General features: G+C 74.6%; 16 protein-coding genes, 2 pseudogenes and 1 riboswitch. Of the genes and pseudogenes, 4 read left to right on the top strand and 14 right to left on the bottom strand.

Annotated features, from left to right (window positions below; translation table 11 throughout):
* Positions 1-286: 286 nt before the first annotated feature.
* The 7 genes and pseudogenes from ACWGB8_RS27560 to ACWGB8_RS27590 all read right to left on the bottom strand — a co-directional run bounded on the left by ACWGB8_RS27560 (position 287) and on the right by ACWGB8_RS27590 (position 8,706).
* The gene (locus ACWGB8_RS27560; RefSeq protein ID WP_452216312.1) at positions 287-1,657 is read right to left on the bottom strand and encodes an NAD(P)/FAD-dependent oxidoreductase; all 1,371 of its coding nucleotides are present in this window, start codon (positions 1,655-1,657) and stop codon (positions 287-289) included.
* Positions 1,658-2,085: 428 nt separating this feature from the next.
* The gene (locus ACWGB8_RS27565; protein ID WP_452216313.1) at positions 2,086-3,051 is read right to left on the bottom strand and encodes a Ppx/GppA phosphatase family protein; all 966 of its coding nucleotides are present in this window, start codon (positions 3,049-3,051) and stop codon (positions 2,086-2,088) included.
* 137 nt (positions 3,052-3,188) lie between these two features.
* Positions 3,189-3,710, bottom strand: a pseudogene (locus tag ACWGB8_RS27570) (DUF501 domain-containing protein); the annotation flags it as partial.
* Complete coding sequence (locus ACWGB8_RS27575; protein ID WP_452216314.1) at positions 3,682-4,194, bottom strand: FtsB family cell division protein; 513 nt, start codon at positions 4,192-4,194, stop codon at positions 3,682-3,684. The gene ACWGB8_RS27575 and the pseudogene ACWGB8_RS27570, both read right to left, overlap by 29 nt.
* A 145-nt stretch (positions 4,195-4,339) precedes the next feature.
* Positions 4,340-5,629 (bottom strand): phosphopyruvate hydratase, encoded by a 1,290-nt coding sequence (gene eno / locus ACWGB8_RS27580; RefSeq protein ID WP_452216315.1) that lies wholly within the window; start codon positions 5,627-5,629, stop codon positions 4,340-4,342.
* Between the two features lie 279 nt (positions 5,630-5,908).
* Positions 5,909-6,934 carry a transglycosylase family protein gene (locus tag ACWGB8_RS27585; RefSeq protein WP_452216316.1) on the bottom strand — a complete coding sequence of 342 codons (1,026 nt, stop codon included), beginning with the start codon at positions 6,932-6,934 and terminating at the stop codon, positions 5,909-5,911.
* Positions 6,935-6,939: 5 nt separating this feature from the next.
* A riboswitch (cyclic di-AMP (ydaO/yuaA leader) is annotated at positions 6,940-7,099 on the bottom strand.
* Between the two features lie 287 nt (positions 7,100-7,386).
* Complete coding sequence (locus ACWGB8_RS27590; RefSeq protein WP_452216317.1) at positions 7,387-8,706, bottom strand: cytochrome P450 family protein; 1,320 nt, start codon at positions 8,704-8,706, stop codon at positions 7,387-7,389.
* A gap of 179 nt (positions 8,707-8,885) precedes the next feature.
* On the opposite strand from ACWGB8_RS27590, the gene ACWGB8_RS27595 reads away from it, so the two are divergent.
* Positions 8,886-9,308, top strand: coding sequence for an SDR family NAD(P)-dependent oxidoreductase (locus tag ACWGB8_RS27595; RefSeq protein WP_452216318.1), 423 nt, complete (start codon positions 8,886-8,888; stop codon positions 9,306-9,308).
* A 46-nt stretch (positions 9,309-9,354) separates the two neighbouring features.
* Here ACWGB8_RS27595 and ACWGB8_RS27600 read toward each other — a convergent pair whose 3' ends face one another.
* The gene (locus ACWGB8_RS27600) at positions 9,355-10,485 is read right to left on the bottom strand and encodes a MazG family protein (RefSeq protein ID WP_452216319.1); all 1,131 of its coding nucleotides are present in this window, start codon (positions 10,483-10,485) and stop codon (positions 9,355-9,357) included.
* 68 nt (positions 10,486-10,553) lie between these two features.
* Between ACWGB8_RS27600 and ACWGB8_RS27605 the strand changes: the two genes are divergently transcribed.
* Entirely contained in the window at positions 10,554-11,645 is a 1,092-nt protein-coding gene (locus tag ACWGB8_RS27605) for a DUF6083 domain-containing protein (protein ID WP_452216320.1), read from the top strand.
* Positions 11,646-11,691: 46 nt separating this feature from the next.
* On the opposite strand, the gene ACWGB8_RS27610 is transcribed toward ACWGB8_RS27605, so the two are convergent.
* Positions 11,692-12,303, bottom strand: a complete 612-nt coding sequence (locus ACWGB8_RS27610; protein WP_452216321.1) for a SurA N-terminal domain-containing protein — start codon at positions 12,301-12,303, stop codon at positions 11,692-11,694.
* A 200-nt stretch (positions 12,304-12,503) separates the two neighbouring features.
* Between ACWGB8_RS27610 and ACWGB8_RS27615 the strand changes: the two are divergent.
* Positions 12,504-13,205: pseudogene (locus ACWGB8_RS27615) on the top strand (phosphatase PAP2 family protein); the annotation flags it as partial.
* A 138-nt stretch (positions 13,206-13,343) separates the two neighbouring features.
* Here ACWGB8_RS27615 and ACWGB8_RS27620 read toward each other — a convergent pair.
* The 3 genes from ACWGB8_RS27620 to mfd form a co-directional block, all read right to left on the bottom strand.
* Positions 13,344-14,042 (bottom strand): response regulator, encoded by a 699-nt coding sequence (locus ACWGB8_RS27620; RefSeq protein ID WP_452216322.1) that lies wholly within the window; start codon positions 14,040-14,042, stop codon positions 13,344-13,346.
* A gap of 57 nt (positions 14,043-14,099) precedes the next feature.
* Positions 14,100-15,629: a sensor histidine kinase gene (locus ACWGB8_RS27625; protein ID WP_452216327.1), complete on the bottom strand. Its 1,530-nt coding sequence runs from the start codon at positions 15,627-15,629 to the stop codon at positions 14,100-14,102.
* 354 nt (positions 15,630-15,983) lie between these two features.
* Positions 15,984-19,616, bottom strand: a complete 3,633-nt coding sequence (gene mfd / locus ACWGB8_RS27630; RefSeq protein WP_452216323.1) for a transcription-repair coupling factor — start codon at positions 19,614-19,616, stop codon at positions 15,984-15,986.
* 612 nt (positions 19,617-20,228) lie between these two features.
* Between mfd and ACWGB8_RS27635 the strand changes: the two genes are divergently transcribed.
* Positions 20,229-21,542, top strand: coding sequence for a nucleotide sugar dehydrogenase (locus ACWGB8_RS27635; RefSeq protein ID WP_452216324.1), 1,314 nt, complete (start codon positions 20,229-20,231; stop codon positions 21,540-21,542).
* A gap of 162 nt (positions 21,543-21,704) precedes the next feature.
* Here the strand turns inward: ACWGB8_RS27635 and ACWGB8_RS27640 are convergent, their stop codons facing one another.
* Positions 21,705-23,033: a hypothetical protein gene (locus tag ACWGB8_RS27640; protein ID WP_452216325.1), complete on the bottom strand. Its 1,329-nt coding sequence runs from the start codon at positions 23,031-23,033 to the stop codon at positions 21,705-21,707.
* A 351-nt stretch (positions 23,034-23,384) separates the two neighbouring features.
* On the bottom strand, positions 23,385-24,754 hold a 1,370-nt coding region (locus ACWGB8_RS27645; RefSeq protein ID WP_452216326.1), incomplete at its 5' end, for an SUKH-4 family immunity protein.

Here is a 24,754-nt window from a genome sequence, read left to right on the forward strand (position 1 = left end):
GGTCGGGGCGGGGGGGCCGCCCCGCGGGGCCGCCGTGCTCCAACAGGGGGCTCCAAACAACCCCCAACCCCCCCGCGGGCCCCCCCCCCCGCGCCGGGCGCCCACGACCGGAGGCGCGAACGGCAGGACCCCCACCGGAGGGTTTCGGTGGGGGTCCTGTCGTACTTCTGTACTCCGCCCGGTCGCACAACCGGCTGAGCACCACGGAGGTCGTGGTCCGGCGACACTGCCGGGCGGAGGGCCTCCGACTCATACCCCGGTGCTCCCACACCGGGGTCGCAGTCGCTTACTTGCCGGCGAGCTCCTTCTCGGCCACCGGCTTGGCGGCCTCGACGGGCTTCGGCGCGGGCGCCGCCGCCTCCTGGAACGCCTCGAACGGCTTCTCCATCTGCGACAGGCCGACGGCCTCGCGCTTCAGGAAGACCGCCAGCGTCCAGTCGGTGAAGACGCGGACCTTGCGGTTCATGGTGGGGACCATGGCGCCGTGGTACAGGCGGTGGAACCACCAGGCCGGACGGCCCTTCAGCTTGTACTTGCCGAAGAGGATCGCCACGCCCTTGTGCAGGCCGAGACCGGCGACCGCACCGAGGTTCTTGTGCTTGTACTCGGCCTGCGGGAAGCCCCGCATCCCGGCGATGACGTTGTCACCGAGGACGGCGGCCTGGCGGACGGCGTGCTGGGCGTTCGGCGGGCACCAGGCGCCCTCGCCCGCGGCGAGGTCCGGCACCTGGGCGTTGTCGCCGGCCGACCAGACGTAGTCGAAGCCCTTGACCTGGAGGGTCGGGGCGGTGTCGACGTGGCCGCGCGGGCCCAGCGGCAGGCCGAAGTTGGCCAGCACCGGGTTCGGCTTCACACCGGCGGTCCACACGATGGTGGACGCATCGGCCTCGACGCCGTTCTTCAGCACGACGTGCTGGTCGACGCAGGAGTCCATCGAGGTCTCGATGTAGATCTCGATGTTGCGCTCTTCGAGCTTCTCCTTGGTCCACAGACCGAGGTCCGGGCCCATCTCCGGGAGGATGCGGTTGGCCGCCTCGACCAGGATGAAGCGCATGTCGTCGCGGCTGACGGTCTTGTAGATCTTGGCGGCGTCGCGCGCCATGTCCTCGATCTCGGCGATCGTCTCGACGCCGGCGAAGCCGCCGCCGACCACGACGAAGGTCAGCGCCTTGCGGCGGACCGCCTCGTCGGTGGTGGACTCGGCACGGTCCAGCTGCGACATGACGTGGTTGCGGAGGCTGATGGCCTCCTCGACCGTCTTCATGCCGATGCCGTGCTCCGCCAGACCCGGGATCGGGAAGGTACGGGAGACCGAGCCGGTCGCGACGACCAGGTACTCGAAGGGCAGCTCGTACGAGTCGCCGGCCGCCGGCTGGATGGTGGCGACCTTACGGGCGTGGTCCACGCCGGTCACGTGACCGGTGAGCACCTCCGCCTTCTTGAGGGCGCTCCGCAGCGGGGCGACGAGGTTGCGGGGCGCGACGTTGCCGCCGGCCGCCTCGGGAAGGAAGGGCAGGTACGTCATGTACGACCGCGGGTCGACGACCGTGACGGTCGCCTCCCCGTAGCGCATCTTCTTGAGGATGCGCATCGCGGCATACAGGCCGACGTAACCACCGCCGACAATGAGGATGCGAGGACGCTCCGTGGTGCTCATATCGGAAAGTATCCAGCACCGTTCGGAGCAGCCTTCGTGAGCCCGCTCACAAGCCCCTGGACACCCTCTGCTACACTACGCGGCCCTTTGTGCCGACCCGGCCCCCCTCCTCACCGCCGCCACCCGGCCGTCGTGAGTACGTGCGTTCGAACCACCCTGCTGAGCAGCAACGATCCATATCGCGCCCGGGTTCCCGCCTCTGATTTCGATTCTCAAACCCACATGGCAGACTCGCCTGCGATCCAGCGATCGTCACGCCGAGCGAGCCTTCGGTCCCACATATCGGACGTAGCGGGCGCGCCAGTGTGACGAATGACGGGATCGTCATGTGAAGAAATTCACGAACTTTCCCGCGCGGCCCGGGCGCGCCCCGGCCCCGGGCCCCGCGAAGGGGCTCCGAGGCCGGTGGGAGTAAGCCCCGCAGCAGGTCAGCGGGCGTCACCGCCGGCCGCGCGGGCCGCGATGCTCCAGGCGATGCCGTCCAGGATGTCGTGCTCGCTGACGACGAGTTCCTCGGCGCCGGTGCGCTCCATGATCTCCAGCAGCTCCAGCGCCCCGGCGGCGATCACGTCCACCCGGCCCGGGTGCATCGACGGGATGGCCGCGCGCTGGTCGTGGGTCGAGGTCAGCAGCTCGCCCGCGATCTGCGCCACCCGGTCCCGGGGGATCCGGGAGTGGTGGATCGCCTCGGAGTCGTAGCCGGGCAGGTCCTGGGCGATCGCGGAGATCGTGGTGACCGTGCCGGCCAGGCCGACCAGGGTCGCCGCGCCCTTCAGCGGGACGACCTCCTCGGCGCGGTCCAGCTCGGCCCGGATGTGCTCCTTGGCCGCGGCGATCTGCTCGCCCGAGGGCAGCTCGGCGCCGTCGAAGTGCCGCTCGGTCAGCCGGACGCAGCCGAGGTCCACCGAGCGGGCCGCCTGCACGTCCGCACTGCCCAGGACGAACTCGGTGGAGCCGCCGCCCAGGTCGAAGACCAGGTACGGGGCGGGGAACTGGCCGCCGGTCAGCTCCTTGGTCGCGCCGACGAAGGAGAGGTGGGCCTCCTCCTCGCCGCTGACCACCTCGGGGCGCACCCCGAGGGCGTCGAACACGCCCTGGGCGTACTCCTCGCTGTTCTCGGCGTCCCGGGAGGCGCTGGTGGCGACGAAGCGCAGGTGCTCCGGGCCGACGCCGTACCCGGCGACGACCTCCGCGTACTGGCGGCAGGCGGCGAAGGTGCGCTCCAGCGCGTCCGGGTGGAGCCGGCCGGTGCGGTCGACGCCCTGGCCGAGCCGGTTGATCACCATCCGGCGGTCCAGGTCGGTGATCGCGCCGGTCTCCGGGTCGAGGTCGGCCACCAGCAGCCGGATCGAGTTGGTGCCGCAGTCGATCGCGGCGACCCGCGTCGTCGTCATTCCCCGGCCCCCTCGGCGTCGGCGGCCCGCTTCTTCGCGGCGCGCTCGGCGGTCTTCTGCTCCTTGGCGGCGATCACCGCGGCGTGGTCCTGCTCCTTGGCGCGGTTGCGCGCCACCCGCGCGCCGGCCTCCTCGACCTCGGCGGCGGAGACGCACGGGCCCTTGGCCCACCAGTCCTCCAGCATGCCGAGCGCCTCGTCGCCGAGCGGGTTGACGCCCGGTCCGGCCGCCAGCGAGTGGCCGGCCAGCACGTGCAGGCACTTGACCCGGTCCGGCATGCCGCCGGCGCTCGGGAAGCCCTCCAGCACCTCGATGGCGTCCCGGCGGGCGATGTAGTCCTCGTGCGCATTCTGGTAGGCCGCCGCCAGCTCCGGGTCCTCGGCCAGCCGGGCGCTCTGCTCCTTCATCACGCCGTCCGCCTCCAGGGTGCCGATCAGCGAGGCGGCCTTGGGGCAGGTCAGGTAGTAGAGCGTCGGGAACGGCGTGCCGTCCGGGAGCCGGGGGGCCGTCTCCACGACGTCGGGGTTGCCGCACGGGCAGCGGTGCGCCACCGCGCGCAGGCCGCGCGGGACGCGGCCGAGCTGGGCGGCGATGGCGGCGACGTCGGAGTCGGAGACGGTCGGGTGGTTCTCAGTGGTCATGGGGGGAGCTGTCTCCAGCGGAGGCGGTGGCGGGGGCGGTTGGAAGGGGCGCCGCGGGCGGCGCGGCGAGGGCGGCGGCGTCGGCGGCGTCCACCGAGCGCCAGAAGGCGGTGTACCAGGGCTGGGCGGCCTTCACCGGGCCCGGCGCGGCCGGGCCCGCGGCGGCGGTGCCGCCGGTGGGCTGCCCGGCGGCCGGACCGGCCGGCTCCACCGAGACGAACGGGGTCTCCCCCGGCAGCGCGTAGTGCAGCCGGGCCCGGGCCTGGGCCTTCACGTACTCCGGGTCCTGCCAGCGGGTCTTCTCCCGGCGCAGCTGCTCGACCTGCTGCCGGGCGTGCTCGGCCCGGGCGCGCTGCGCCGAGATCTCGGAGCGCTGGGAGACGAACTGCCGGGTCGGGTAGGCGAGGATCGCCACCAGCGAGCAGAGGACCAGGACGAGGACGGTCGCCCGGCTCGTGAACCGGGGCCGGGCGGCGAAGCCCGGGATCCTCCAGCCGGTCATCTCGCTGCCCCCTCCTGGTCCGCTCCTGCCGCCGCTCGGGCGTGAACGCCCGCCGGTCGTGACGGTGCCCCGCCGCCCACCCTACGGGGTGAACGGTCGGGGCACCGAGACGAGCGGTGTGTGTCCGCCCGCGCGCCTGCCGGGCCTACTGCTCGGCGGAGCGGAACCGCGGGAAGGCGCCGCGGCCGGCGTACTCGGCGGCGTCGTCGAGGATCTCCTCGATGCGCAGCAGCTGGTTGTACTTGGCGACGCGCTCGGAGCGGGCCGGGGCACCGGTCTTGATCTGGCCGCAGTTGGTGGCGACGGCCAGGTCGGCGATGGTGACGTCCTCGGTCTCGCCGGAGCGGTGCGACATCATGCAGCGGTAGCCGTTGCGCTGGGCCAGCTCGACGGCGTCCAGGGTCTCGGTCAGCGAACCGATCTGGTTGACCTTCACCAGCAGCGCGTTGGCGGTGCCGGTCTCGATGCCCTTGGCCAGGCGGGCCGGGTTGGTGACGAACAGGTCGTCGCCGACCAGCTGGACCTTGTCGCCCAGCTCGACGGTCATGGCCTTCCAGCCGTCCCAGTCGGACTCGTCCAGCGGGTCCTCGATGGAGACCAGCGGGTAGGCGGCGACCAGCTCGGCGTAGTACGCGATGAGCTCGGCGGCGGAGAGGGCCTTGCCCTCGAACTGGTAGGCGCCGTCCTTGTAGAACTCGGAGGCGGCGACGTCCAGGGCCAGCGCGATGTCGCGGCCGGGCACGTAGCCGGCCTTCTGGATGGCCTCGGTGATGAGGTCCAGCGCCTCGCGGTTGGAGGCCAGGTTCGGGGCGAAGCCGCCCTCGTCGCCGAGGCCGGTGGACAGGCCGCGCTCCTTCAGGACCGCCTTGAGGGTGTGGTAGACCTCGACGCCCCAGCGGACGGCCTCGGAGAAGGACTCCGCGCCGATCGGGGCGATCATGAACTCCTGGATGTCGACGTTGGAGTCCGCGTGCGAGCCGCCGTTGAGGATGTTCATCATCGGGACGGGCAGGACGTGCGCGTTCGGGCCGCCCAGGTAGCGGAACAGCGGCAGGTCGCTGGCCTCGGAGGCGGCGTGCGCGACGGCCAGCGAGACGCCCAGGATGGCGTTGGCGCCGAGCGAGGACTTGTCCGGGGTGGCGTCCAGGTCGAGCATGGCCTGGTCGATCAGGCGCTGCTCGGTGGCGTCGTAGCCGACCAGCTCCGGGCCGATCTGCTCGATGACGGCCAGGACGGCCTTCTCAACACCCTTGCCGAAGTAGCGGTTCTTGTCGCCGTCGCGCAGCTCCAGCGCCTCGAAGGCACCGGTCGAGGCACCCGACGGAACGGCGGCACGGCCGGTGCTGCCGTCGTCGAGGCCGACCTCGACCTCGACCGTGGGGTTGCCACGCGAGTCGAGGATCTCACGGGCTACGACGACATCGATGGACGGCACGAGGCATCTCCTATGGCGGAAGCAGGGTCCTGCTGACGGGGTGGTGGGGTCGGCGGGACGATTGCGGAGTCGTTACGACCAGAGCCTAACCGCACGGGCTCCCCGGGCCACGTCCACCTCGCTCCCGTCTCAGGGTGTGGCCCGGCTACCCACCGGTAATTCACCTGCCCGACCCGTGGGATGCACCCAGAAGCGGACGAAGGGGGCCGAACGACCCCCTCCGTCGCCGGGCGGTGCACGGGAGGAGCGGCGGGCCGGCGGACCGGGCCCGGCACGGCGTCAGCCGAGGTTCAGCACCTGGCCCGGGAGGATCAGGTCCGGGTTCTCGCCGACCGTGCCGCGGTTGCCGTCGTACAGCGCGGGCCAGCCGCCCCGGACGTCGTTGGCGGCGGCGATGGCCGACAGGGTGTCACCCGAGCGGACGGTGTAGCCGTGGCCGTCGGCCGCCGGGGCCGCCGGCTGGACCGCGGCGGGAGCGCCCTCGGCCGGGTGCGCGGCCGTGACGGGCGCGCCGTCCTGCGCGGACGCCCCGGTCGCGGTGGCGACGGGGGCACCGGTGGCGGTCGCGGGGGCCTCGGGGGCGGCCTGGGCGGCGGGCTCCTCGGGGGCGGCCTCGGCGGCGGGCGCCTCCTCGGCCTCCTCCGCACCGGCGGCGCTCGACGCCTCGGCCTCCTCCTGGGCGACCTTCGAGGCGGCGAACATCTCGTAGACGCGCGCGTGGCTGGTCCAGTACCAGGCACCGTCGTTCTGGTACCAGTACACCCGCGACTGCTCGTCCCAGCCGGCCTTGCCGGTGAAGACCGGCTGGGCGGGCCGCTCCTGCGCGGGCGCGGCCTGCTGGGACGGCTGCTGGGGCGCCGCGGCGGGCCGCTCGTTCGCGCCGCCCTTCTGGGCCTCGTTGGAGCGCTCGACCTGGGGCGGGGTGTTGTCCTTGACCAGGCCGGCCTTCTTGGAGCAGACCGGCCAGGCGCCGGGCCCCTGCGAGGCGAGCACCTTCTCGGCGACCGAGATCTGCTCCGCCTTGCTGGCCTCGTTGGCCTGCGGCGCGTAGGCGGTGCCCCCGAACGACTTCCAGGTGCTGGAGGCGAACTGCAGGCCGCCGTAGTAGCCGTTCCCCGTGTTGATGGACCAGTTGCCGCCGCTCTCGCACTGGGCGACGGCGTCCCAGGTGCTGACCGGGGCCGCGGAGGCGCCGGTGGCGGAGAGCAGGGGCAGGGCGAGTCCGACGCCCGTGACCCCGGCGACGGCGATGGCCTTCTCGGTCTGGGTGCGGCGACGGTGGCGGCCGGTTCCGACGAAGAGCATGGAGGTGTCCCTCTCCGTACGCCTGCGAGGTGAGCTGTCGGGTTCGGACCGGGAGGTGGCCCGGCCGCGTCGCGCGGAGACTTCCGCGTCTGCGGCTTCACCCCAAGCCGTGGGGACGGCAACAAACCTGGGTCCCCCGCCCCTGCCCATGGGTGCTGGTCGGCTTCCCGGCGGCGCGGCGGGCAGGATTCGGCGTACCGCGCTCGGGGTCCGCAGCTGCGAACTGAACCGGAGAGTAGACAAACCCCGAACCGATCACAAGCTCATATCGTCGGTATCACGCACGAATTACGGAGACCGTTCGATCGCCCACCAACGAGGGCCGTATGTCCGCTTTGATGATGGTTCAGGCGGATCGTTCTCACCCTCGTCCGACACGCCGTCAACGTGTCGCGGCGGCACGGGAACGGCATCGGGAGCATACGGATGGCTCGGCGGGGCCGACCCGGGCCTCACCCTCCCGGACCGGCCCCAGTCTGCTGCTCGGGGGTGAATTCCACGGGGAGTTCACGAAGTCCTCGCATAATCAGACCGCCGCGCCAGCGCAGATTCTCCGGACGCTCCGCCAGCGCGACGTCCGGCAGCCGGGAGAGCAGCGTCGCCAGCGCCGTCCGCCCCTCCAACCGGGCCAGCGGGGCGCCGATGCAGTAGTGGATGCCGTGGCCGAAGCCCAGGTGCGGATTGTCCGCCCGGGCCAGGTCCAGGGTGTTCTCGTCGGAGAACCGGGCCGGATCGCGGTCCGCCGCCGCGAGCACCACCAGCACCGGGTCGCCCACCGGGATGTCCACCCCGCCGATGGACAGCGGCCGGGTCGCGAACCGCCAGGTGGCCAGCTCCACCGGCCCGTCGTAGCGCAGCAGCTCCTCGATCCCGGTCTCCAGCAGCCCGCTCTCCCCGCGCGCCACCGACGCCTGCAGCAGCTCCCGCTGCCCCGGGTTGCGGAACAGCGCGTACATCCCGTTGCCGATCAGGTTGATGGTCGTCTCGAAGCCGGCGAAGAGCAGGATGAACGCCATCGCCGCCGCCTCGTTCTCGGTGAGGTGCTCGCCGTGGTCGCTCGCCCGGATCAGGCCCGAGATCAGGTCGTCCCCGAGGTCCGCCCGCTTGCGGTGGATCAGCTCCAGCAGGTACGAGCGCATCCGCTTGACCGCCCGGCCGACACCCCCGCGCGGACCGCCGCCGTGGCGGATCATCATGCCCGCCCAGTCCCGGAAGTCGTCCTGGTCCTCCGGCGGCACCCCCAGCAGGTCGCAGATCGCGTAGATCGGCAGCGGGAACGCGAACTCGTGGATCAGGTCCGCACTGCCCCGGGCCGCGAACCCGTCGATCAGCCGGTCGGTCAGCTGCTGCACCCGCGGCTCGAACTGCGCCACCCGGCGCGGCGTGAACGCCTTCGACACCAGCCGGCGCAGCCGGGTGTGGTCCGGCGGGTCGATGTTCAGCAGGTGCGTCATCAGCTCGGCCTGCCGCTCGCCCGGGATGCCGACCCGCCCGCTGCGGTGCGCCTGCTCGCTGTGGTGCGCCGGGTTCTTCGACAGCCGCCCGTCGGCCAGCGCCTGCCGGGCATCCGCGTACCGGGTCACCAGCCAGGCGTCGACCCCGCTGGGCAGCGTGGTGCGGTGCACCGGCGCGTGCTCGCGCAGCCACGCGTACGCCGGGTACGGGTCGGCGGCGAACTCCCATGTGAAGAGCGGCGGGCGGTCCGGGTGGTCGGGGTGGCCCGGGTGATCGGGCAGGCGGTGCGGGGTCGGGGGCACGGGCTGATCGGGCATGGCCCGACGGTATCCGGTGGACGGGACGCACGAGCGCGGAGTGACCCCGGGGTACGGCAGGCGTGAGCCTGGTCACCTGAGGGGTAATCCCTGTTGCGGAGGGTCAGGACCTGCCTACGATCCTCCGCAACATCGTCGTGGGCGCCGGTGCGGAGCCGCCCACAGGGAGGAGCCCACCCATGCGGGTAACCGGGGCAGTCGTGGTCATCGCGGTACTGGAGGGCGGGTCGGGCGCCGACCTCGCCCGCCGCTTCACCGCCGCGGGCGCCGTCGGTGTGCTCATCGCCGACCAGAAGCCCGGCATCGCCGAGGACCTCGCCGCCGAACTCGACCGGCCGGGCTGTCCCGTCGTCGGCGTCTGCGGCGACATCCACCGCCCCAGCGACGTCGCCGCCCTCGTCGACACCACCGAGAAGCACCTCGGCCCGATCGACCTGTTCTGCGTGGCCGGGCCCGGCGGCGAGCGCATCGTCTCGCTCGCCGACCTCCCCGCCCACCTCGACCTGGACCGCCTCGCCGAACTGCTCGCCCTGATCGGCGAGGCCATCGGCGAGGTCGTACCGCGCCGGCGCCGCGTCATCGAGGTGACGGCGGCCGTCTGAGGCCCCCGAACGGCTGCAGCCCGACCGGGCGGCTGCAGCCCGACCGCTACGGCTCCAGGCCCTCCGCCGCGCGCACCGCGTCCCGGTAACCGCGCGCCGCCGAGCGCAGCGCCGCGTCCACGTCCACCCCGGCGTCGTGCGCCCGCTGCGCCACCGCCAGCAGCAGCCGGCCCGCCGACTCCGCGGTCAGCTCCGCCGGCAGCTCGTACGGCTCGTCCGCCACGCCCGTGAAGCCCGCGCGCCGCACCCGCGAGACCAGCTTCGCCGCGTACGCCAGCGACGGCAGCCCCGCCGGGACGCCGTCCAGCACCGACTCGCGCTCCGACTTCTCGGCCGCCTTCAGCTCCTCCCAGTTCGCCTCCACCTCGGCCGCGCCCCGCGCCTCGGTGTCGCCGAACACGTGCGGGTGCCGGTAGACCAGCTTGTCGACGATGTCCCCCGCGACGTCGTCGATCGAGAACGGGTCCTCCGGGTGCTCCTCGGCGATCCGGGAGTGGAAGAACACCTGGAGCAGGACGTCGCCCAGCTCCTCGCGCAGCGTGCCGCGGTCCCCGTCCTCGATCGCCTCGACCAGCTCGAAGGCCTCCTCCACCAGGTACTTCACCAGGCTGGCATGGGTCTGCTCGGCGTCCCACGGACAACCCCCCGGCGAGCGCAGCCGGTCCATCACCGACGCCAGGTCCAGCAGCCGCGCCCCCGGCAGGTCGTACGAACCCGGCAGCACCTCCAGCTCCGGGACCGCCCCCGTCTGCTCCACCGCCAGCCGCGCCAGCGCCACCGTCAGCCCGGGATCGCCGTCCGCGCCGCCCAGCCAGACCGTCGTGCCGGAGGCGGGCGGGGCCGTCTCGGCCGTCTCCGAGGGTGCGAAGGGCGCGGAGGGCGCGGAGGGTGCAGAGGGCGCGGACGTGCCGGTCAGCAGCCGGGCCAGGGCCGGCGCCGAGGACTCCGGCACCACCTCCACCACGACCCCCGCCTGCCGCACCGCCGCCAGCTGCGGATGCTCCGCGTCCCCCACCAGCACCCGGTCGGCCCCGCGCAACGCCTCCCAGGCCGGCCAGGACAGCAGCCCGGGCGCCACCCGATGGGTCGTGGTGAGCAGGATCAGCTTCGCGCCCGCGGCGCCGGTGGAGGTCGTCACCCCGGTGAACTTACCCGGCCGCCGACGCGGGCCAGGCATGATGGACGCGGTGCACGTCCGCGGAACAGCGCGGTGCACGTCCGCGGAACACGGGGCAGGAGGTCCGGATGACGCCCTTCGGGCAGGGGCGCGACGGCCTCGCCAACGCACGGCTCCACACCGGCAGCCCGTCCAAGACCCTGCGCTCCCACGCGGTCGGCGCCTGCCGCTGGTGCGGCGCCGCCATCGAGTGGTTCGACCGGCACGACGGCGGGCGCATCCCGCTCACCCCGATGGAGTTCCCGCAGTCCCAGATCCCCCGCCGCTACCGCTGGGCCGTCGACGGCGGCGTGGCCCGCCCCGGCTCCTACGGCCGCCTCGACCAGTACTGCCGCCTCGCGCACCCCGTCATCTGCCCCGCCGCCGACCACGAGGACCTCGACGAACGGCTCCGCCCGCTCGTCCAGGCCCTCGGCGTACGGATGCGCGGCCTCATCGACAACGGCCGGTTCACCCCCCAGGCCGAGGACGGGCCCGCCACCGAGGAGGCCGTCCAGGACGACGAACCCGCCCTCCTCGCCGACGCCCCGCCCATCCGGCACGTCCTCGCCTACAGCGGCCGGCTCCGGCTCGCCCCCGGCCCGATGGCCGACCTGCGCTGCGTCGCCCTCGACGAGGACACCGGCGAGCGCTGCGACCGCGGCGTCTTCGACCCCGACGAGGGCCAGTGGGAGCAGCTGCCCATCCCCGCCCCCGCCCGACGCCGCCGACTGGCCACCTACCGCGGCTCCATGTGGGTCTGGGAACTCAAGCCGCTCGCCTACCTGGAGGCCCTGCGCTGGCTGCGCCAGCACTGCCCCGTCCACCACGACACCGACGCGCCCGACGCCGTCGCCGTCGAGTACGTCGACTTCGCCACCGACCGGCACGCCCCGTTCATCACCCACACCCGGCCCGCCGGCTACGCCCCGCCCGCCCCGGCGGCGGGCCCGGGCGCCCCCGCCGCGGGCAAGGCACCGGCGGTGCCCGGCGCACCGGGGGTGCCCGGCGCACCGGGGGTGCCCGGCGAACTGCGGCGCACCCAGTGCGCCGGCCGGGACTGCCACAACGCCACCGTCGTCGCGGTCGCCCCCGGCTGGCTCTGCTACAAGTGCACCGCCCTCGCCAAACGCCGCGCCGCCACCCACCGCCGCCGCCAGGGCACACCGGGACCGGGCTGACGCCGGGCGCCCTGTCCCCGCCCCCTGGCCGTCCCCGGCCGTCCCATCAGTCGAGCGCCGGGAACCACGGCGGGGTGTCCGGCAGCAGGACGGAACGCCGGGCGTCCCAGGTGCCGTAGCGCGGGTTGATGCGCAGGTGGAGGGCCCCGGCCGCGTCGGCGAGCGCCGCGCGGACGGCCGCGTCGCCGACCGGGGTGCCCGCATCCGGGCCGGTCGCGTCGACCAGCCGGCGGATGCCGAGCTGCTGGCGGAGGTGGTCGTCGATGCCGGACGCCGGGATGCCCTGCCGGGCGAGCGCCGCCGCCAGCTGCTCCGGGCCGCCGTGGCGCAGCCCCTCGGCGGCCCGGACGGCCGCCACCTCGGCGTCCGTGACCACGAGCCCGCGGTCCGCCGCGGCCCGGGCCACCACCGCGTCGAGGACGAGTTCCGCGACCGCCCGCCGGGCCAGCCCGTCCGGCTGCGCCCGCGCGTCCGCCGAACCCCCGCCCGCCGCGTGCCGCAACTGCGCCACCCGCGCCTCCACCGCCCCGACCGGGACCCGCCGGCCGTCCAGCACCACCGCCGTCCCGCCCGACAGCCCCCCGCCCGCACACCCGGCCAGGACCGCGGCGGCCAGGACGGCACCCGCAACTGCTGCGGCGACGGTACGACGGCGCATGGCGGGCCTCCGGATCACGTGCGACGGGTCGTTTCCCGAGGCTAGGGCGTGTCCGACGATTCCCGTCGGATCAGCGCGCGGCTCCCCCGGGGTCCGTCCGCACGGGGGACGCCGACGGCGTCAACCCCGACGATCGTCCAGGTCGCGGCCCGACTTTGGGGTCGGGTCGCACGGCCCGCCGCTTCGTACGGTCGGTGGCCATGACGAACACGACCAGGACCCCCGAGGGCAGGGCCACCGGGCGGACGAACGACGGCAGGCCACCGGGCAGCGGCGCGGGAGCGGGCCGGGGCCCCGGGGCGCGGACGGCCGGGGCGGTGGCCCTGCTCGCGGCGGGCGCCGGGGCGGTCGGACTGCTGGTGCCGGACGGCCGCGGCGCGGACGGAAACGGCCCACTGGAGGTGACCCGCGGGTGGTCCGCCGAGGCGTACCGCTCGGCGGTCGGGGCGGTCGCCGACGCCCCGCACTGGGTGGCCCCGTTGACCGGACCCGCGACCGAGGCCGGCCTGCTCGTCCTCGGCCTGCTGCTGGTACTCACCTGGTGGCGCGGACGGCGCCACCGCTCCCCCGCCCTGGTCGCTGGCGTCCTGCTGACCGGCCTCGGCACCGTGCTCGCCTACGGGACGAGCGAGGCGCTGAAGCTGCTCGTGGCCGAGGAACGGCCGTGCCGGGCCCTGCGCGGCGAACCGGCCGGGGCCGGAGCCCCGGGCCCGGTCGGCGGCGGGCTGCCGGAGGTCTCCGCGTGCCCGCCGGTCGGCGACTGGTCGTTCCCCAGCAACCACGCCACCCTCGCCGTCGGGCTGGCGGTCGGCCTGGCACTGCTGCGCCCCCGGTCGGCCCTGGTCGTGCTGCCGGTCGGCGCCGCCACGGCCGCCCTGCGGGTCGCCGCTGGCGTCCACTACCCGCACGACGTGCTCGCGGGCGCCGTCCTCGGCGGCACGGTGACCGCGGCCGTCCTGCTCGCCCTGCTGCCGCTCGCCACCGGCCCGGTGGCCGCGGCGGGCGGCCTGCCCGTGGTCGGCCCGCTGCTGCTCGCCCCGTCAGCGGCCGTCCGCGGCCGGCGCGGTGAGCCCGGCCTCGTGCGCCAGGACGGCCGCGGCCGCCCGGTTGGCCACCCCGAGGCGGGCCAGTACGGAACTCACATGGGCCTTCACGGTGCCCTCCACCACCCCGATCCGGCGGGCGATCTGGCCGTTGGACAGCCCGCCGGCCAGCAGCGCCAGCACCTCGCGTTCCCGGGCGGTGAGGGCGGCCACCCGGTCCCGGGCGGCGTTGCGGCGCCCGGCCGGCCCGCCGGCCCCGCTCGCCGCGAGGTGGGCGACCACCCGGGCCGCGACCTTGGGTGACAGGTAGGCGGCGCCGTCCGCGACCGCCCGGACACCCGCGATCAGTTCCTCCGGCTCACCGGACTTGATCAGGAACCCGTTGGCGCCGCCGCCGAGGGCCCGCAGGATGTAGTCGTCCTCGCCGAAGGTCGTCAGCATGACGATCCCGGTCGGGGTGCCGGTCCGGCGGATCTCGGCGGCGGCGGCGATGCCGTCCGTCCCGGGCATCCGGATGTCGAGCACGGCGACGTCCGGCCGGTGGCTGCGGACCAGTTCGACCGCGGCCCGCCCGTCACCCGCCTCCGCGACGATCTCGATCCCCGGGTCGGTGGCCAGCACCGCGCGCACCCCGGCCCGCACCAGCGGCTCGTCGTCGGCGATCAGCACCCGGATGGGGGCGGTCGGCCCGTTCATCGTCCTCCTCCGTCGGTCCGCCCGGGCGCACGGCCCGTTCCGTTCGGCCGGTGCGGATCATCCGACCAGCATGTCCTTCGAGACCAGCCGCCCGTCCCGGAAGCAGAGCCGGTACGCATCGCCCGAGCGGTCGACGAACAGCTCGGCCGCGATCGCGTAGTACTCGCACACCAGCCCCTCCCCCTCCCCTTCCCCCGGCCCGACCGGCCCGACCGGCCCGCGGCGCGGCAGTCGACGGTCCGGCAGGACGTGCTCCACCGCCGCCCGTTCCTGCCCCACTCGCAGCGACGCGTAGCCCACCGGATCCAGCACCGAGCGGCCGGTCTCGTACAGCAGCCATCCTCGCAGCACCACCGTCAGCACCACGGCGGTGGCCAGCGGCACCAGCAGGACGGCGGCGAGCGTGCGGCCCACCCGACGGCGACGGGCCCGGTGCAGGGCGCGGGTCTCGACGGCGACGGGGCGGGCCGGGTGGGCCGGGTGGCCTCCCGCGGCCTGGGTGACGGGGTGCGCGGCCGGGCGGCTGCACGGAAGGCGGGCGACCACCTCGAAGCCGCCGTCGGGCGTCGGGCCGTGCGTACAGGTACCGCCGGTCAGCCGGGCCCGTTCGGCCAGGCCGAGCAGCCCGCGTCCGCCGGTCCGCCCGCGACCGCCGCCCGGATCGCCACTCGGTTCGCCGCTCGGACCGCGGCCCCGTTCGCCGCTCGGTTCGTTGGTCGGTTCGTTGGCGACGCGGACACGGACGCCGTCCGGCCCGTACGCCAGCCCGACGTCCACCCGCGCCCGCGGTGCGTACTTGGCGGCATTGGTCAACGCCTCCTGCACCACCCGGTACGCGGCGTGCTCGACGGCCCGCGGCAGGAGCCCGTCCGGTTCACCCGTCACACGCAGCCGGACGTCCAGGCCCGCCGCCCCGGCCTCCGCCACCAACTGCGGCACGTCCGCGTCCGCCGGGCCGCTCCCTGCGGTGTCGAACCCATCGGTTCCGTCGGTGCCGTCCGCCTCGTCCGGCTCGTCCCGCAGGACGCCGATCACCTCGCCGAGCCGTTCGACGGCGGCAGCGGCACCCGCCCGGATCTCCTGCGCGGCCTCCCGGTGCGGCGCCGCAAGCCCCGGTGCCAGCTTCAACGCACCCGCGCGCAGGGCGATCAGGCTCAGGTCGTGCCCGAGCGCGTCGTGCATGTCCCGGGCGATCCGGGCCCGCTCCCGCAACCGGGCCTGCTCCGCCACCCACCGCTGCTCGCGCTCCAGGTGCTCGGCCCGCTCCCAACCGGCCCGCACCAACTCCCGCGACAACCGCAGGAACCGGCCCAGCAGCCACGGGCCCATCGCCGTGCACACCACCAGCACCACGAACTTCGTGCCCAGCGCGATCCACTCCGGCACCACCAGCGCCGCCAACACCCCCACAGCGACCAGCCCCGCGAACACCGCCACCGCCGCCCGGGCCCGCCCGAGCCGCCACCCCGCCAGGAACGCCGCCGCCATCGCGAACAGCCCCCACCACAGGCTCACCACCCCGGCCGCAGCCGCCGCCGACGCCACCGCCGGCAGCCCCCACTCCGGGGACCGCCCCACTCTCCGCATACGCACCCCCCGACTCTACGGAGCCGCGGCACCGCCCCGGATCTGCCGAAAGTCATGCCCGGGGCAGCGTCCCCCACCGGACGCGCCCCCTCCGAAGGCTCGCGCCCGCGCGAGACGTCGACCGGCCCGACTTCTCGCACAACCGCCACGACGCCGACGAGAACGAGAACGGGACAAATCCGTGTCCCTCACCACCACCGCCCGCCGTACCGGTCGCTCCGCCGCCCTTCACAGCGGCAGCCGGCGACCTCCGGGCATGGCGGATCCGCCCGCCCAGGCCACCCGGGGGGCGAAACAGGACGGCGGCCCCAGGCACCCGTGCCTGAGACCGCCGTCCGCTGAGCCCCAGCGCCCCTACCGCTTCGCCGCCCCCGCCAGGTCGTCGAACATCGTCGACAGGAACTCGCTGCACCACCCCAGCAGTTCGCGCCCCACCAGCGGCTTGCCGCCGATCCGTCCGGTGCTCGGCCGCGGCACCAGCACCTGCTGGGCGGCGGCCTTGACCTGGCTGCGCGGGTAGAGCCGGTTCAGCCGCAGCTGCTGCGACTCCCGCAGCTCGACCGGACCGAAGCGGACGTTGGCCCCCTGCAGCGTGATGTCGGAGATCCCGCAGCGCCGGGCGAACAGCCGCAGCGCCGCCACCAGCAGCAGGTTCTCCACCGGCTCGGGCAGCTTGCCGTACCGGTCGACGAGTTCGTCGCGGACCTGCTGGATGTCCTCCTCCGAGTTCACCGCGGCGATCGAGCGGTACGCCTGGAGCCGGAGCCGCTCGCCGGGCGCGTAGTCGTGCGGCACGTGGGCGTCGACCGGCAGCTCGATCTTGACCTCCAGCGGCTCCTCCTCCGGCTCGCCGCCGTTCGCCAGAGACTCGCGGAACTCGGCCACCGCCTCGCCGACCATCCGCATGTAGAGGTCGAAGCCGACGCCGGCGATGTGCCCGGACTGCTCGCCGCCGAGCAGGTTGCCCGCCCCGCGGATCTCCAGGTCCTTCATCGCGACGTACATGCCGGCGCCCATCTCGGTGTGCTGGGCGATGGTGGCCAGCCGCTCGTGGGCGGTCTCGGTGAGCGGCTTCTCCGGCGGGTAGAGCATGTACGCGTAGCCGCGTTCCCGGCCGCGCCCGACCCGGCCGCGCAGCTGGTGCAGCTGGGAGAGGCCGAAGGTGTCACCGCGTTCGACGATCAGGGTGTTGGCGTTGGAGATGTCGATGCCCGACTCCACGATCGTGGTGGAGACCAGGACGTCGAACTCCTTCTCCCAGAAGTCGACGACGACCTTCTCCAGCTGGGTCTCGCCCATCTGGCCGTGCGCGGTGGCGACCCGCGCCTCGGGCACGAGCTCCTTGAGCCGGGCCGCCGCCCTGTCGATCGACTCGACGCGGTTGTGGATGTAGAACACCTGGCCCTCGCGCAGGAGTTCGCGCCGGATCGCGGCCGAGATCTGCTTCTCGTCGTACGGGCCGACGAAGGTGAGCACCGGGTGCCGCTCCTCCGGCGGGGTGGTGATGGTGGACATCTCGCGGATGCCGGTGACGGCCATCTCCAGGGTGCGCGGGATCGGGGTCGCCGACATGGTCAGCACGTCGACGTTGGCCCGCAGCTTCTTCAGCTGCTCCTTGTGCTCGACGCCGAAGCGCTGCTCCTCGTCGACGATGACGAGGCCGAGGTCCTTGAAGCGGGTCTCCGAGGAGAACAGTCGGTGGGTGCCGATGACGACGTCCACCGAGCCCTCGAACAGCCCCTCCAGCACGGCCTTCGCCTCGCCGTCGGTCTGGAAGCGGGAGAGCGCCCGCACCGCGACCGGGAAGTTGGCGTACCGCTCGGCGAAGGTGGAGAAGTGCTGCTGGACCAGCAGCGTGGTCGGCACCAGGACGGCCACCTGCTTGCCGTCCTGCACCGCCTTGAAGGCCGCCCGGACGGCGATCTCGGTCTTGCCGTAGCCGACGTCGCCGCAGATCAGCCGGTCCATCGGGACGGACTTCTCCATGTCCGACTTGACCTCGGCGATGGTGGTCAGCTGGTCGGGCGTCTCCGCGTACGGGAAGGCGTCCTCCAGTTCGCGCTGCCACGGGGTGTCCGGCCCGAAGGTGTGCCCGGGGGCGGCCATCCGCGCCGAGTAGAGCTTGATCAGGTCCGCGGCGATCTCCTTGACCGCCTTCTTGGCCCGCTGCTTGGTCTTCGCCCAGTCGGCGCCGCCGAGCCGGTGCAGCGTGGGAGCCTCGCCGCCGACGTACTTGGTGACCTGGTCGAGCTGGTCGGTCGGCACGAAGAGCCGGTCGCCGGGGTGGCCGCGCTTGGCCGGGGCGTACTCCAGCACCAGGTACTCGCGGGTCGCGCCCTGCACGGTGCGCTGCACCATCTCGACGTACCGGCCGACGCCGTGCGCCTCGTGGACGACGTAGTCGCCGGCCGCCAGCGCCAGCGGGTCGATGGCGTTGCGCCGCCGGGACGGCATCCGCCGCATGTCCTTGGTGGAGGACTTCTGGCCGGAGAGGTCGGTCTCGGTGATGACCGTGAGCTTGAGATGCGGGTCGACGAAGCCGTGCTCGATCGAGCCGCAGGAGACGTGGACGACGTCCCGGGTGGGTGCCTCGGCCAGGTCCGCGACCAGGCGTGCCGGGATGCCCTCGTTGCCGAGCACCTCGGCGAGCCGGCTGGCGGGGCCGTGGCCCTCGGTCACCATGACGACCCGCCAGTCGGCGGCCAGCCGCTCCTTGGCGTCGGCGATGGCCCGCGCGGTGTCGCCCCGGTACGCCTCGACGGCGTGCATGCCGAGGGTGAGGGTGTTGGCGTCGAACTCCAGCACCTCGCTGACCGAGGCGTCGCTGGTCGCGAACGGGCTGACCGACCACCAGGGCAGGCCGATCTCGGCGGCGTGCTCCCGGACGTCGGCCAGCGAGCGCAGCGAGGCGGCGGAGACGTCGATCGCCTCCAGGTCGATCGGCCGGTCGCCGCCGGCCGCCGCCGCCACCCAGGAGGCGTGCAGGAACTCCTGGCTGGTCGCCACCAGGTCGGCGGCCCGGGTGCGGACCCGCTCCGGGTCGCAGACCACCGCGACCGAGCCGACCGGCAGCACGTCCAGCAGCAGCTCCATGTCGTCGACCAGGACGGGCGCCAGCGACTCCATGCCCTCGACCGCGATGCCCTCGGCGATCTTGTCCAGGATCTCGGCCAGGCCGGGGTGTTCGGCGGCCAGTTCGGCGGCGCGGGCGCGGACCTCGTCGGTGAGCAGCAGCTCGCGGCAGGGCGGGGCCCAGAGGCCGTGGTCGGCGATCTCCAGCGAGCGCTGGTCGGCGACCTTGAAGTAGCGGATCTCCTCGACGTCGTCGCCCCAGAACTCCACCCGCAGCGGGTGCTCCTCGGTCGGCGGGAAGACGTCCAGGATGCCGCCGCGCACCGCGAACTCGCCGCGCTTCTCGACGAGTTCGACCCGCGAGTAGGCGGCGGCCGACAGCCGGCGGGCCACCTCCTCCAGGTCGTGCGACTCGCCCCGCTGCACGGCCACCGGCTCCAGTTCGGCGAGGCCCTTCACCTGGGGCTGCAGCACCGAGCGCACCGGTGCCACGATCACCTGCACCGGTCCCGCCGCCGGGTCCTCGGCCCGCGGGTGGACGATCCGGCGCAGAACGGCCAGCCGGCGGCCGACGGTGTCCGAGCGGGGCGACAGCCGCTCGTGCGGCAGCGTCTCCCACGCCGGGTACTCGGCCACCGCGTCGGGCGGCAGCAGGGAGCGCAGCGAGGCGGCCAGGTCCTCCGCCTCGCGGCCGGTGGCGGTCACCGCGAGGACCGGCCGGCCGCGCTCCCCGACCGAGCGGGCGGCCAGCGCCCGGGCCAGCGCGGCGACGGCGAACGGCCGGGCGGCGGGCGGTCCGACCAGGTCGAGGTGGCGGCGGCCCCCGGCCGCGGCTCCGGTGGCGGTCGCGGCCTCGATCGCCTCGGCGACGGCCGCGTCGCGCGCGACGACATCGAGCAGTCCGGTCAGGCTCATGTGGAGTCTCTTCTTCGTCCCGTGGCTGGAGCTGCCCCCGGGCACCAGAGGCCGGCCGGGCAACGCGAACGGCCCGGCACGCCGAGCGGCCGGGGGTCTCCAGCCTACGCCGCGCCGACGACCCTCACGCGGCGCACGCCCCGGGCTGGGCCGATACGGGGACGAAGCACGGGCGAACTCCCGGCCGCCCCGGCTCCGCGATCCGCCACGAACTGGACATACTCCTGTCACTGCCCGTCCATGGAGATCGCGCACCATGGTGAATGTGCCCGCCGCACCCAACCGTGGGGGATGGCTGCGGGGGCGCAAGCCGCACACCCGATGGGGGTCGGGGGTGCGAGGCGTGGGCGACCCTGGGTGGGGGCGCCCGCCCAAGCGCCGGGAACCGTGGCGCCCTTTCCTGGAGGGCGCCACGGGTCTCGGCCTCTTCGCGTTCCGGCCCGCCGCCCGGGCCCTGCACGCGGCCGTCCCGGGGGCCGCAACTCCCGTACCCCGGACGCAATCCCGGGAAAGCCCCCGCACACCCGGCCCGCTCCCTACCCTGTTGTGAAGACCGTGTGGGGGCGCCCCGGAGGGGACGCGGGGGCGCCGCGATGGAGGGGGTACTTCGTCATGCGCGTTGTCATTGCGGGTCAGGGCTACGTGGGTCTGCCACTGGCGGTCCGCGCGGCCGAGGTGGGCCACCGGGTGATCGGCTACGACGTCGACGAGCGCCGCATCAAGCGGCTCGCGGTCGGCGAGTCGTACGTCGAGGACATCCCCGCCGAGCGGCTGCGGCCCCTGCTGGAGAGCGGCGCGTACCTGCCGTCCGCGGACCCGGCCGACGTGGCCGGGTTCGACATCGCGGTGATCACCGTGCCGACCCCGCTGCGGGACGGGGTGCCCGACCTGTCGTTCATCGAGGCGTCGGCGGCCCTGCTCGCCCAGCACCTGCGGCCGGGGGCGACCGTGGTGCTGGAGTCCACCACCTACCCGGGCACCACCGAGGAGCTCCTCGCACCGCTGCTGGAGGAGGGCTCCGGCCTGACCGCGGGGCGGGACTTCCACCTCGGCTACAGCCCCGAGCGGATCGACCCGGGCAACCCGCAGTGGCGGCTGGAGAACACCCCCAAGGTGGTCTCCGGCATCGACCCGGCGGCGCTGGCGGCGGTCGAGGGCTTCTACGGGCAGTTGGTCGAGCGGACCGTCCCGGTCTCCTCCTGCAAGGAGGCCGAGCTGACCAAGCTGCTGGAGAACACCTTCCGGCACGTCAACATCGCGCTGGTCAACGAGCTGGCGATGTTCGCGCACGACCTCGGCATCGACGTCTGGGAGGCGATCGACGCCGCCTCGACCAAGCCGTTCGGCTACCTGCGCTTCACCCCGGGCCCGGGGGTCGGCGGGCACTGCCTGCCGATCGACCCGTCCTACCTGTCCTGGCGGGTGGAGCGGGCGCTCGGCCAGTCCTTCCGCTTCGTGGAGCTGGCGAACGACGTCAACAGCCACATGCCCGACTACGTGGTCCGCCGGCTGACCGAGGCGCTCAACGACCGGCAGCGCTCGGTGAAGGGCTCGCGGGTGCTGCTGCTCGGGCTGGCGTACAAGAAGAACACCGGGGACGCCCGCGAGACCCCGGCGGCCCGGGTGGCCGAGCTGCTGACGCGGATGGGCGCCGAGGTGCGGGCCGCCGACCCGCACGTGGTGGTCGGCGTGCACGTGCCGGAGCCGGTGCTCCCCGGCCAGCGGGCCGCCGAGCAGGACCCGCACGGCGACCCCTTCGCGGCCGTCCGCCGGGTGGAGGCGACGCCCGAGGAGCTCGCGGCGGCGGACGCGGTGGTGCTGCTCGCCGACCACGACGACTTCGACTACGACGCCGTCACCGCGCACGCCCGCTACGTGCTGGACTGCCGGCGCCGGCTCTCGGGCGCGGCGGTCGAGGTGCTCTGAGCCGCCCGCGGCCCCGCGGGGGTTGCGACTGGCTCGGACACCGGAAGGCCCCGGCCGCCGCACCCCGGACGGGGCGGGGCGGCCGGGGCCTTCCCGGTCGGACGGGACAGGTCGGCTGGATCAGGTCGCGCGGATCAGGTCGGACGGATCAGGTCGGACGGATCAGGTCCGCCGGTAGCCCACGGTGTTCGGGGTGGCGTAGTCGACGCCGTCGTCCACGATCACGATCTTCGGGATGATCTTGGTCTCGGCCGCGGGGCCCTCGGCGCCCTCCGGGCCGTCCGTCTCCCCGTCGGCCGGACGGACCGGACCGGTGCGCAGCGGGGCGCCGGGCGGCGGCGCGGTGGGCCGGGGCGGGAGGGCCGCGTCACCGTCGGCGGCGGGGACGGGGACGGCCCGCAGCACGGTGGTCGCCGTCTCGGACGGCGAGGGGGCCGGCTCCGGCGCGGTGGGGAGGTCCTTGCGCAGGTTCGCCACCGCGATCTCCCCGGTGTCCGCGTCCGGGTCCACCACGGGCGCGGCGGGAGCGGCAGCAGCAGAGGCAGCGGCGGGAGCGGCCTGGACAGCGGGAGCGGCCGCCACGGCCTGCGCCTCGGCCTCCGCGGGCTCGATGGCGCCGACCGCCGCGCCGGTGAGCGAGGCCAGCGTGCCCTTGATGTGGTCGAGGTGCTTCTGCACGGTCTGGTACCGGACGGCGAACTCGCGCTGCTCGGCCTCGCTCTCCGCGGTGATCCGGTCGGCCTCGCGCCGGGCCTGCTCGATCAGCTGGTCGGCGCGGGCCTGGGCCTCGGCGTCGGACTGCTTGATCTGCCCGAGCACGGTCTCCCGGAACTGCTCGGCCTCCCGCAGCCGGCGCTCGGCGGTGGCGGCGATCTCGGCGTCGGCGGCGTCGGCATCGGCCTGCTCGTCGGCGAACATCTCGTCCGCGTTCCGGCGCAGCTCGGCCAGCTTGGCCTCGGCCTGCTCGGACGCCTCCGCCGCCGCGACCCGCACCTTGGCGGCGTACGCGGTGGCGCCGTCGCGGGTGGTCCGGGACTCCCGGTCGGCGTCGGCGCGCAGCTTCTCGGCCTCGGCGCGGGTGCGCTCCTCGGTGCGGCGGGCGTACTGGTCGGCCTCGGCGCGGGCGGTGGCGGCGAACTCCGTCGCCCCGCCGGCCAGCGCCTGCCCGGCGTCGTACACCTCGTCGCGGAGGTCCTCGGCGTGCCGCTCGGCCTTCTCGCGGACGGCGCGGGCCTCGTTCTCGGCCATCGCGGCGAGGGCGGACGCCTGGTCGCTCAGCACGTCGTAGTCGGGCGCGGGGGCGTCCTCGGCGGAGCGGACGATCTCGGCGAGGCGGCGCTCCATCTCGCGGATGCCGGCGCCGAGCACGCTGAGCCGTTCCCAGGCCTCGTCACGCTGGGCGGTCAGCCCGTGCAGGGTGCGGTCGACCTGCTCGGGCGCGTAGCCGCGTCGGGCAACGGTGAAGCCGTACTGAGAAGCGGCGTCGCTCATGGGCTCTCTTCTTCCCCTCGGTGTCGCGGGCTGCGGAGCCCAGGAATTCGGTCGGATCGGACGGTCGGACGGCCGCGCGGGGACGCGGTCGCCACACCCCTACCCGCCCGGGCGGTGAGCACAGCACGCGGGCGGATCGGAACGCGACGAGACGGGCCGGTCAGCCCATCCTCTTGACCTATTTTGCGCAGATCGTGGCAAAACCCCAACGAGGCAGAGCCGCAGCGGTATGGCGAAGGGGTCGTCCCGGAGACCGGCACGACCCCTTTCACCTGCGGAGTTCCCTGGGATTCCACGGAGTTCCGCGGGCGCGCGGGCTTCCGCGGGTTCCGCGGGTTCCGCGACGGTCCGCTACAGCAGACCGTCCCAGAACTGCTCCAGCAGGACGGCCCACCAGGAGTCCGCCGACTGCAGGGCCGCCGGGTCGATCGCGGCGAGCTGGGCCTGGAAGTCGGTCGTCCAGCGACCGGCCTGGTCAGGCGTCAGCCCGTACCGGAGCCGCCACATCCGGCCGAGCAGGGCCATCGAGCGGACGAACTCCGGCACACCGCTGTTGACGAACCGCGGACCCTCGCCGGTTCCCTCCAGGTCGACCGCGACCACGTGGGCGGTGCCGTACTGGACGCACAGCTGCCGGCCGTAGTCGTTGCCGAGCACCAGGTAGCCGCCGAAGTCCGGGCCGCCGGGCAGGCCGCGCTCGGCGGCCAGCTCGGCGAGCGTCGGGATCGGGCGGCCCTCCTGGGCCTGGGCCCAGAAGAACGGTCCGAAGTCGCGCGGCAGGCCGGCCCACATCAGGGTCTGCGCCACCGGCTCCGGGACGCCCTGGCGGGAGACGGCCCGCTGCTCGAAGCGGAACACGTTCGGGCCGAACGACTGGCCGAGCTCCTGCGAGAGCTGCTGCGGGGGCAGCGGCGGCAGCGCCGGGACGCTGCCCGGCGGGGGCAGCGGCACCCGGACCGGGCGGGCCCGCCGGGCCCCGGAGGCGAGCTGGTGCAGTTCGTCCAGGTGGTCCAGCAGCTGGGCCATACCGGCCTGGCGGGACTGCTGGTCCCGGCCGTACGGGGCGGTGCTGGTGCGCCGGACGTTCGGCCAGGACGCCTTGATCATCCGGTCGCAGTAGCCACCCGGCAGGTCGCAGCACTCCAGCTCGGTGTAGAGCTCCAACACCTGCTCCGGCGGCACGTTCAGCCGGCGCAGGTCCTGGAGGATCTTCCACTCGGGGTGCGGGGTGCCGGGCTCGCTGCGGTGCAGCAGCTTCTGCTCCGAGCCGTCCGGGCCCCGGTAGCTGAGCGCGGCCATGTAGCCCGGCCCCACCACGGGCACGCCGGGCGGCACCGGGGCGCCGGGCGGCGGCCCGGGGACGGGCGCGGGCGGCACGGCCTGCGCCGCCGCGGGCGGGACGGCGGGCCCGGGCGCGCCCGGGTAGCCGTAGCCGCCGCCGGGCGCGACGGGCGCTCCCGGACCGGGCGGCGGCGGAACGGCCGGACCGCCGGACGGCGGCGTGCCGGGGTCGGCGGGCGCTCCCGGACCGCCGGGAGCCGCCAGGTCGACGGCACTGGCCAGCTGGGTGCGCTCGTACGCCACCTGGGCGGCGGGCGCGGGGGCGGGCGGTGCGGCCGGGGCGGGCGCCGGGGCCTCGCCGGCCCGCAGGCCGGCGGGTGCCGGGGGCGGCGGGCTGCTGCCCGCGTTGCGGCCGCCGCCGGCAGCGGGCGCACCGCCGC

It is taken from the genome of Kitasatospora sp. NPDC054939 (genome assembly GCF_053610105.1).

Bases quoted from the DNA above. Each gene is read 5' to 3' on its own strand.
- ACWGB8_RS27560 (WP_452216312.1), bottom strand. From the start codon at position 1,657: ATGAGCACCACGGAGCGTCCTCGCATCCTCATTGTCGGCGGTGGTTAC.
- ACWGB8_RS27565 (WP_452216313.1), bottom strand. From the start codon at position 3,051: ATGACGACGACGCGGGTCGCCGCGATCGACTGCGGCACCAACTCGATC.
- ACWGB8_RS27575 (WP_452216314.1), bottom strand. From the start codon at position 4,194: ATGACCGGCTGGAGGATCCCGGGCTTCGCCGCCCGGCCCCGGTTCACG.
- ACWGB8_RS27585 (WP_452216316.1), bottom strand. From the start codon at position 6,934: ATGCTCTTCGTCGGAACCGGCCGCCACCGTCGCCGCACCCAGACCGAG.
- ACWGB8_RS27590 (WP_452216317.1), bottom strand. From the start codon at position 8,706: ATGCCCGATCAGCCCGTGCCCCCGACCCCGCACCGCCTGCCCGATCAC.
- ACWGB8_RS27595 (WP_452216318.1), top strand. From the start codon at position 8,886: ATGCGGGTAACCGGGGCAGTCGTGGTCATCGCGGTACTGGAGGGCGGG.
- ACWGB8_RS27600 (WP_452216319.1), bottom strand. From the start codon at position 10,485: ATGCCTGGCCCGCGTCGGCGGCCGGGTAAGTTCACCGGGGTGACGACC.
- ACWGB8_RS27605 (WP_452216320.1), top strand. From the start codon at position 10,554: ATGACGCCCTTCGGGCAGGGGCGCGACGGCCTCGCCAACGCACGGCTC.
- ACWGB8_RS27610 (WP_452216321.1), bottom strand. From the start codon at position 12,303: ATGCGCCGTCGTACCGTCGCCGCAGCAGTTGCGGGTGCCGTCCTGGCC.
- ACWGB8_RS27620 (WP_452216322.1), bottom strand. From the start codon at position 14,042: ATGAACGGGCCGACCGCCCCCATCCGGGTGCTGATCGCCGACGACGAG.
- ACWGB8_RS27625 (WP_452216327.1), bottom strand. From the start codon at position 15,629: ATGCGGAGAGTGGGGCGGTCCCCGGAGTGGGGGCTGCCGGCGGTGGCG.
- mfd (WP_452216323.1), bottom strand. From the start codon at position 19,616: ATGAGCCTGACCGGACTGCTCGATGTCGTCGCGCGCGACGCGGCCGTC.
- ACWGB8_RS27635 (WP_452216324.1), top strand. From the start codon at position 20,229: ATGCGCGTTGTCATTGCGGGTCAGGGCTACGTGGGTCTGCCACTGGCG.
- ACWGB8_RS27640 (WP_452216325.1), bottom strand. From the start codon at position 23,033: ATGAGCGACGCCGCTTCTCAGTACGGCTTCACCGTTGCCCGACGCGGC.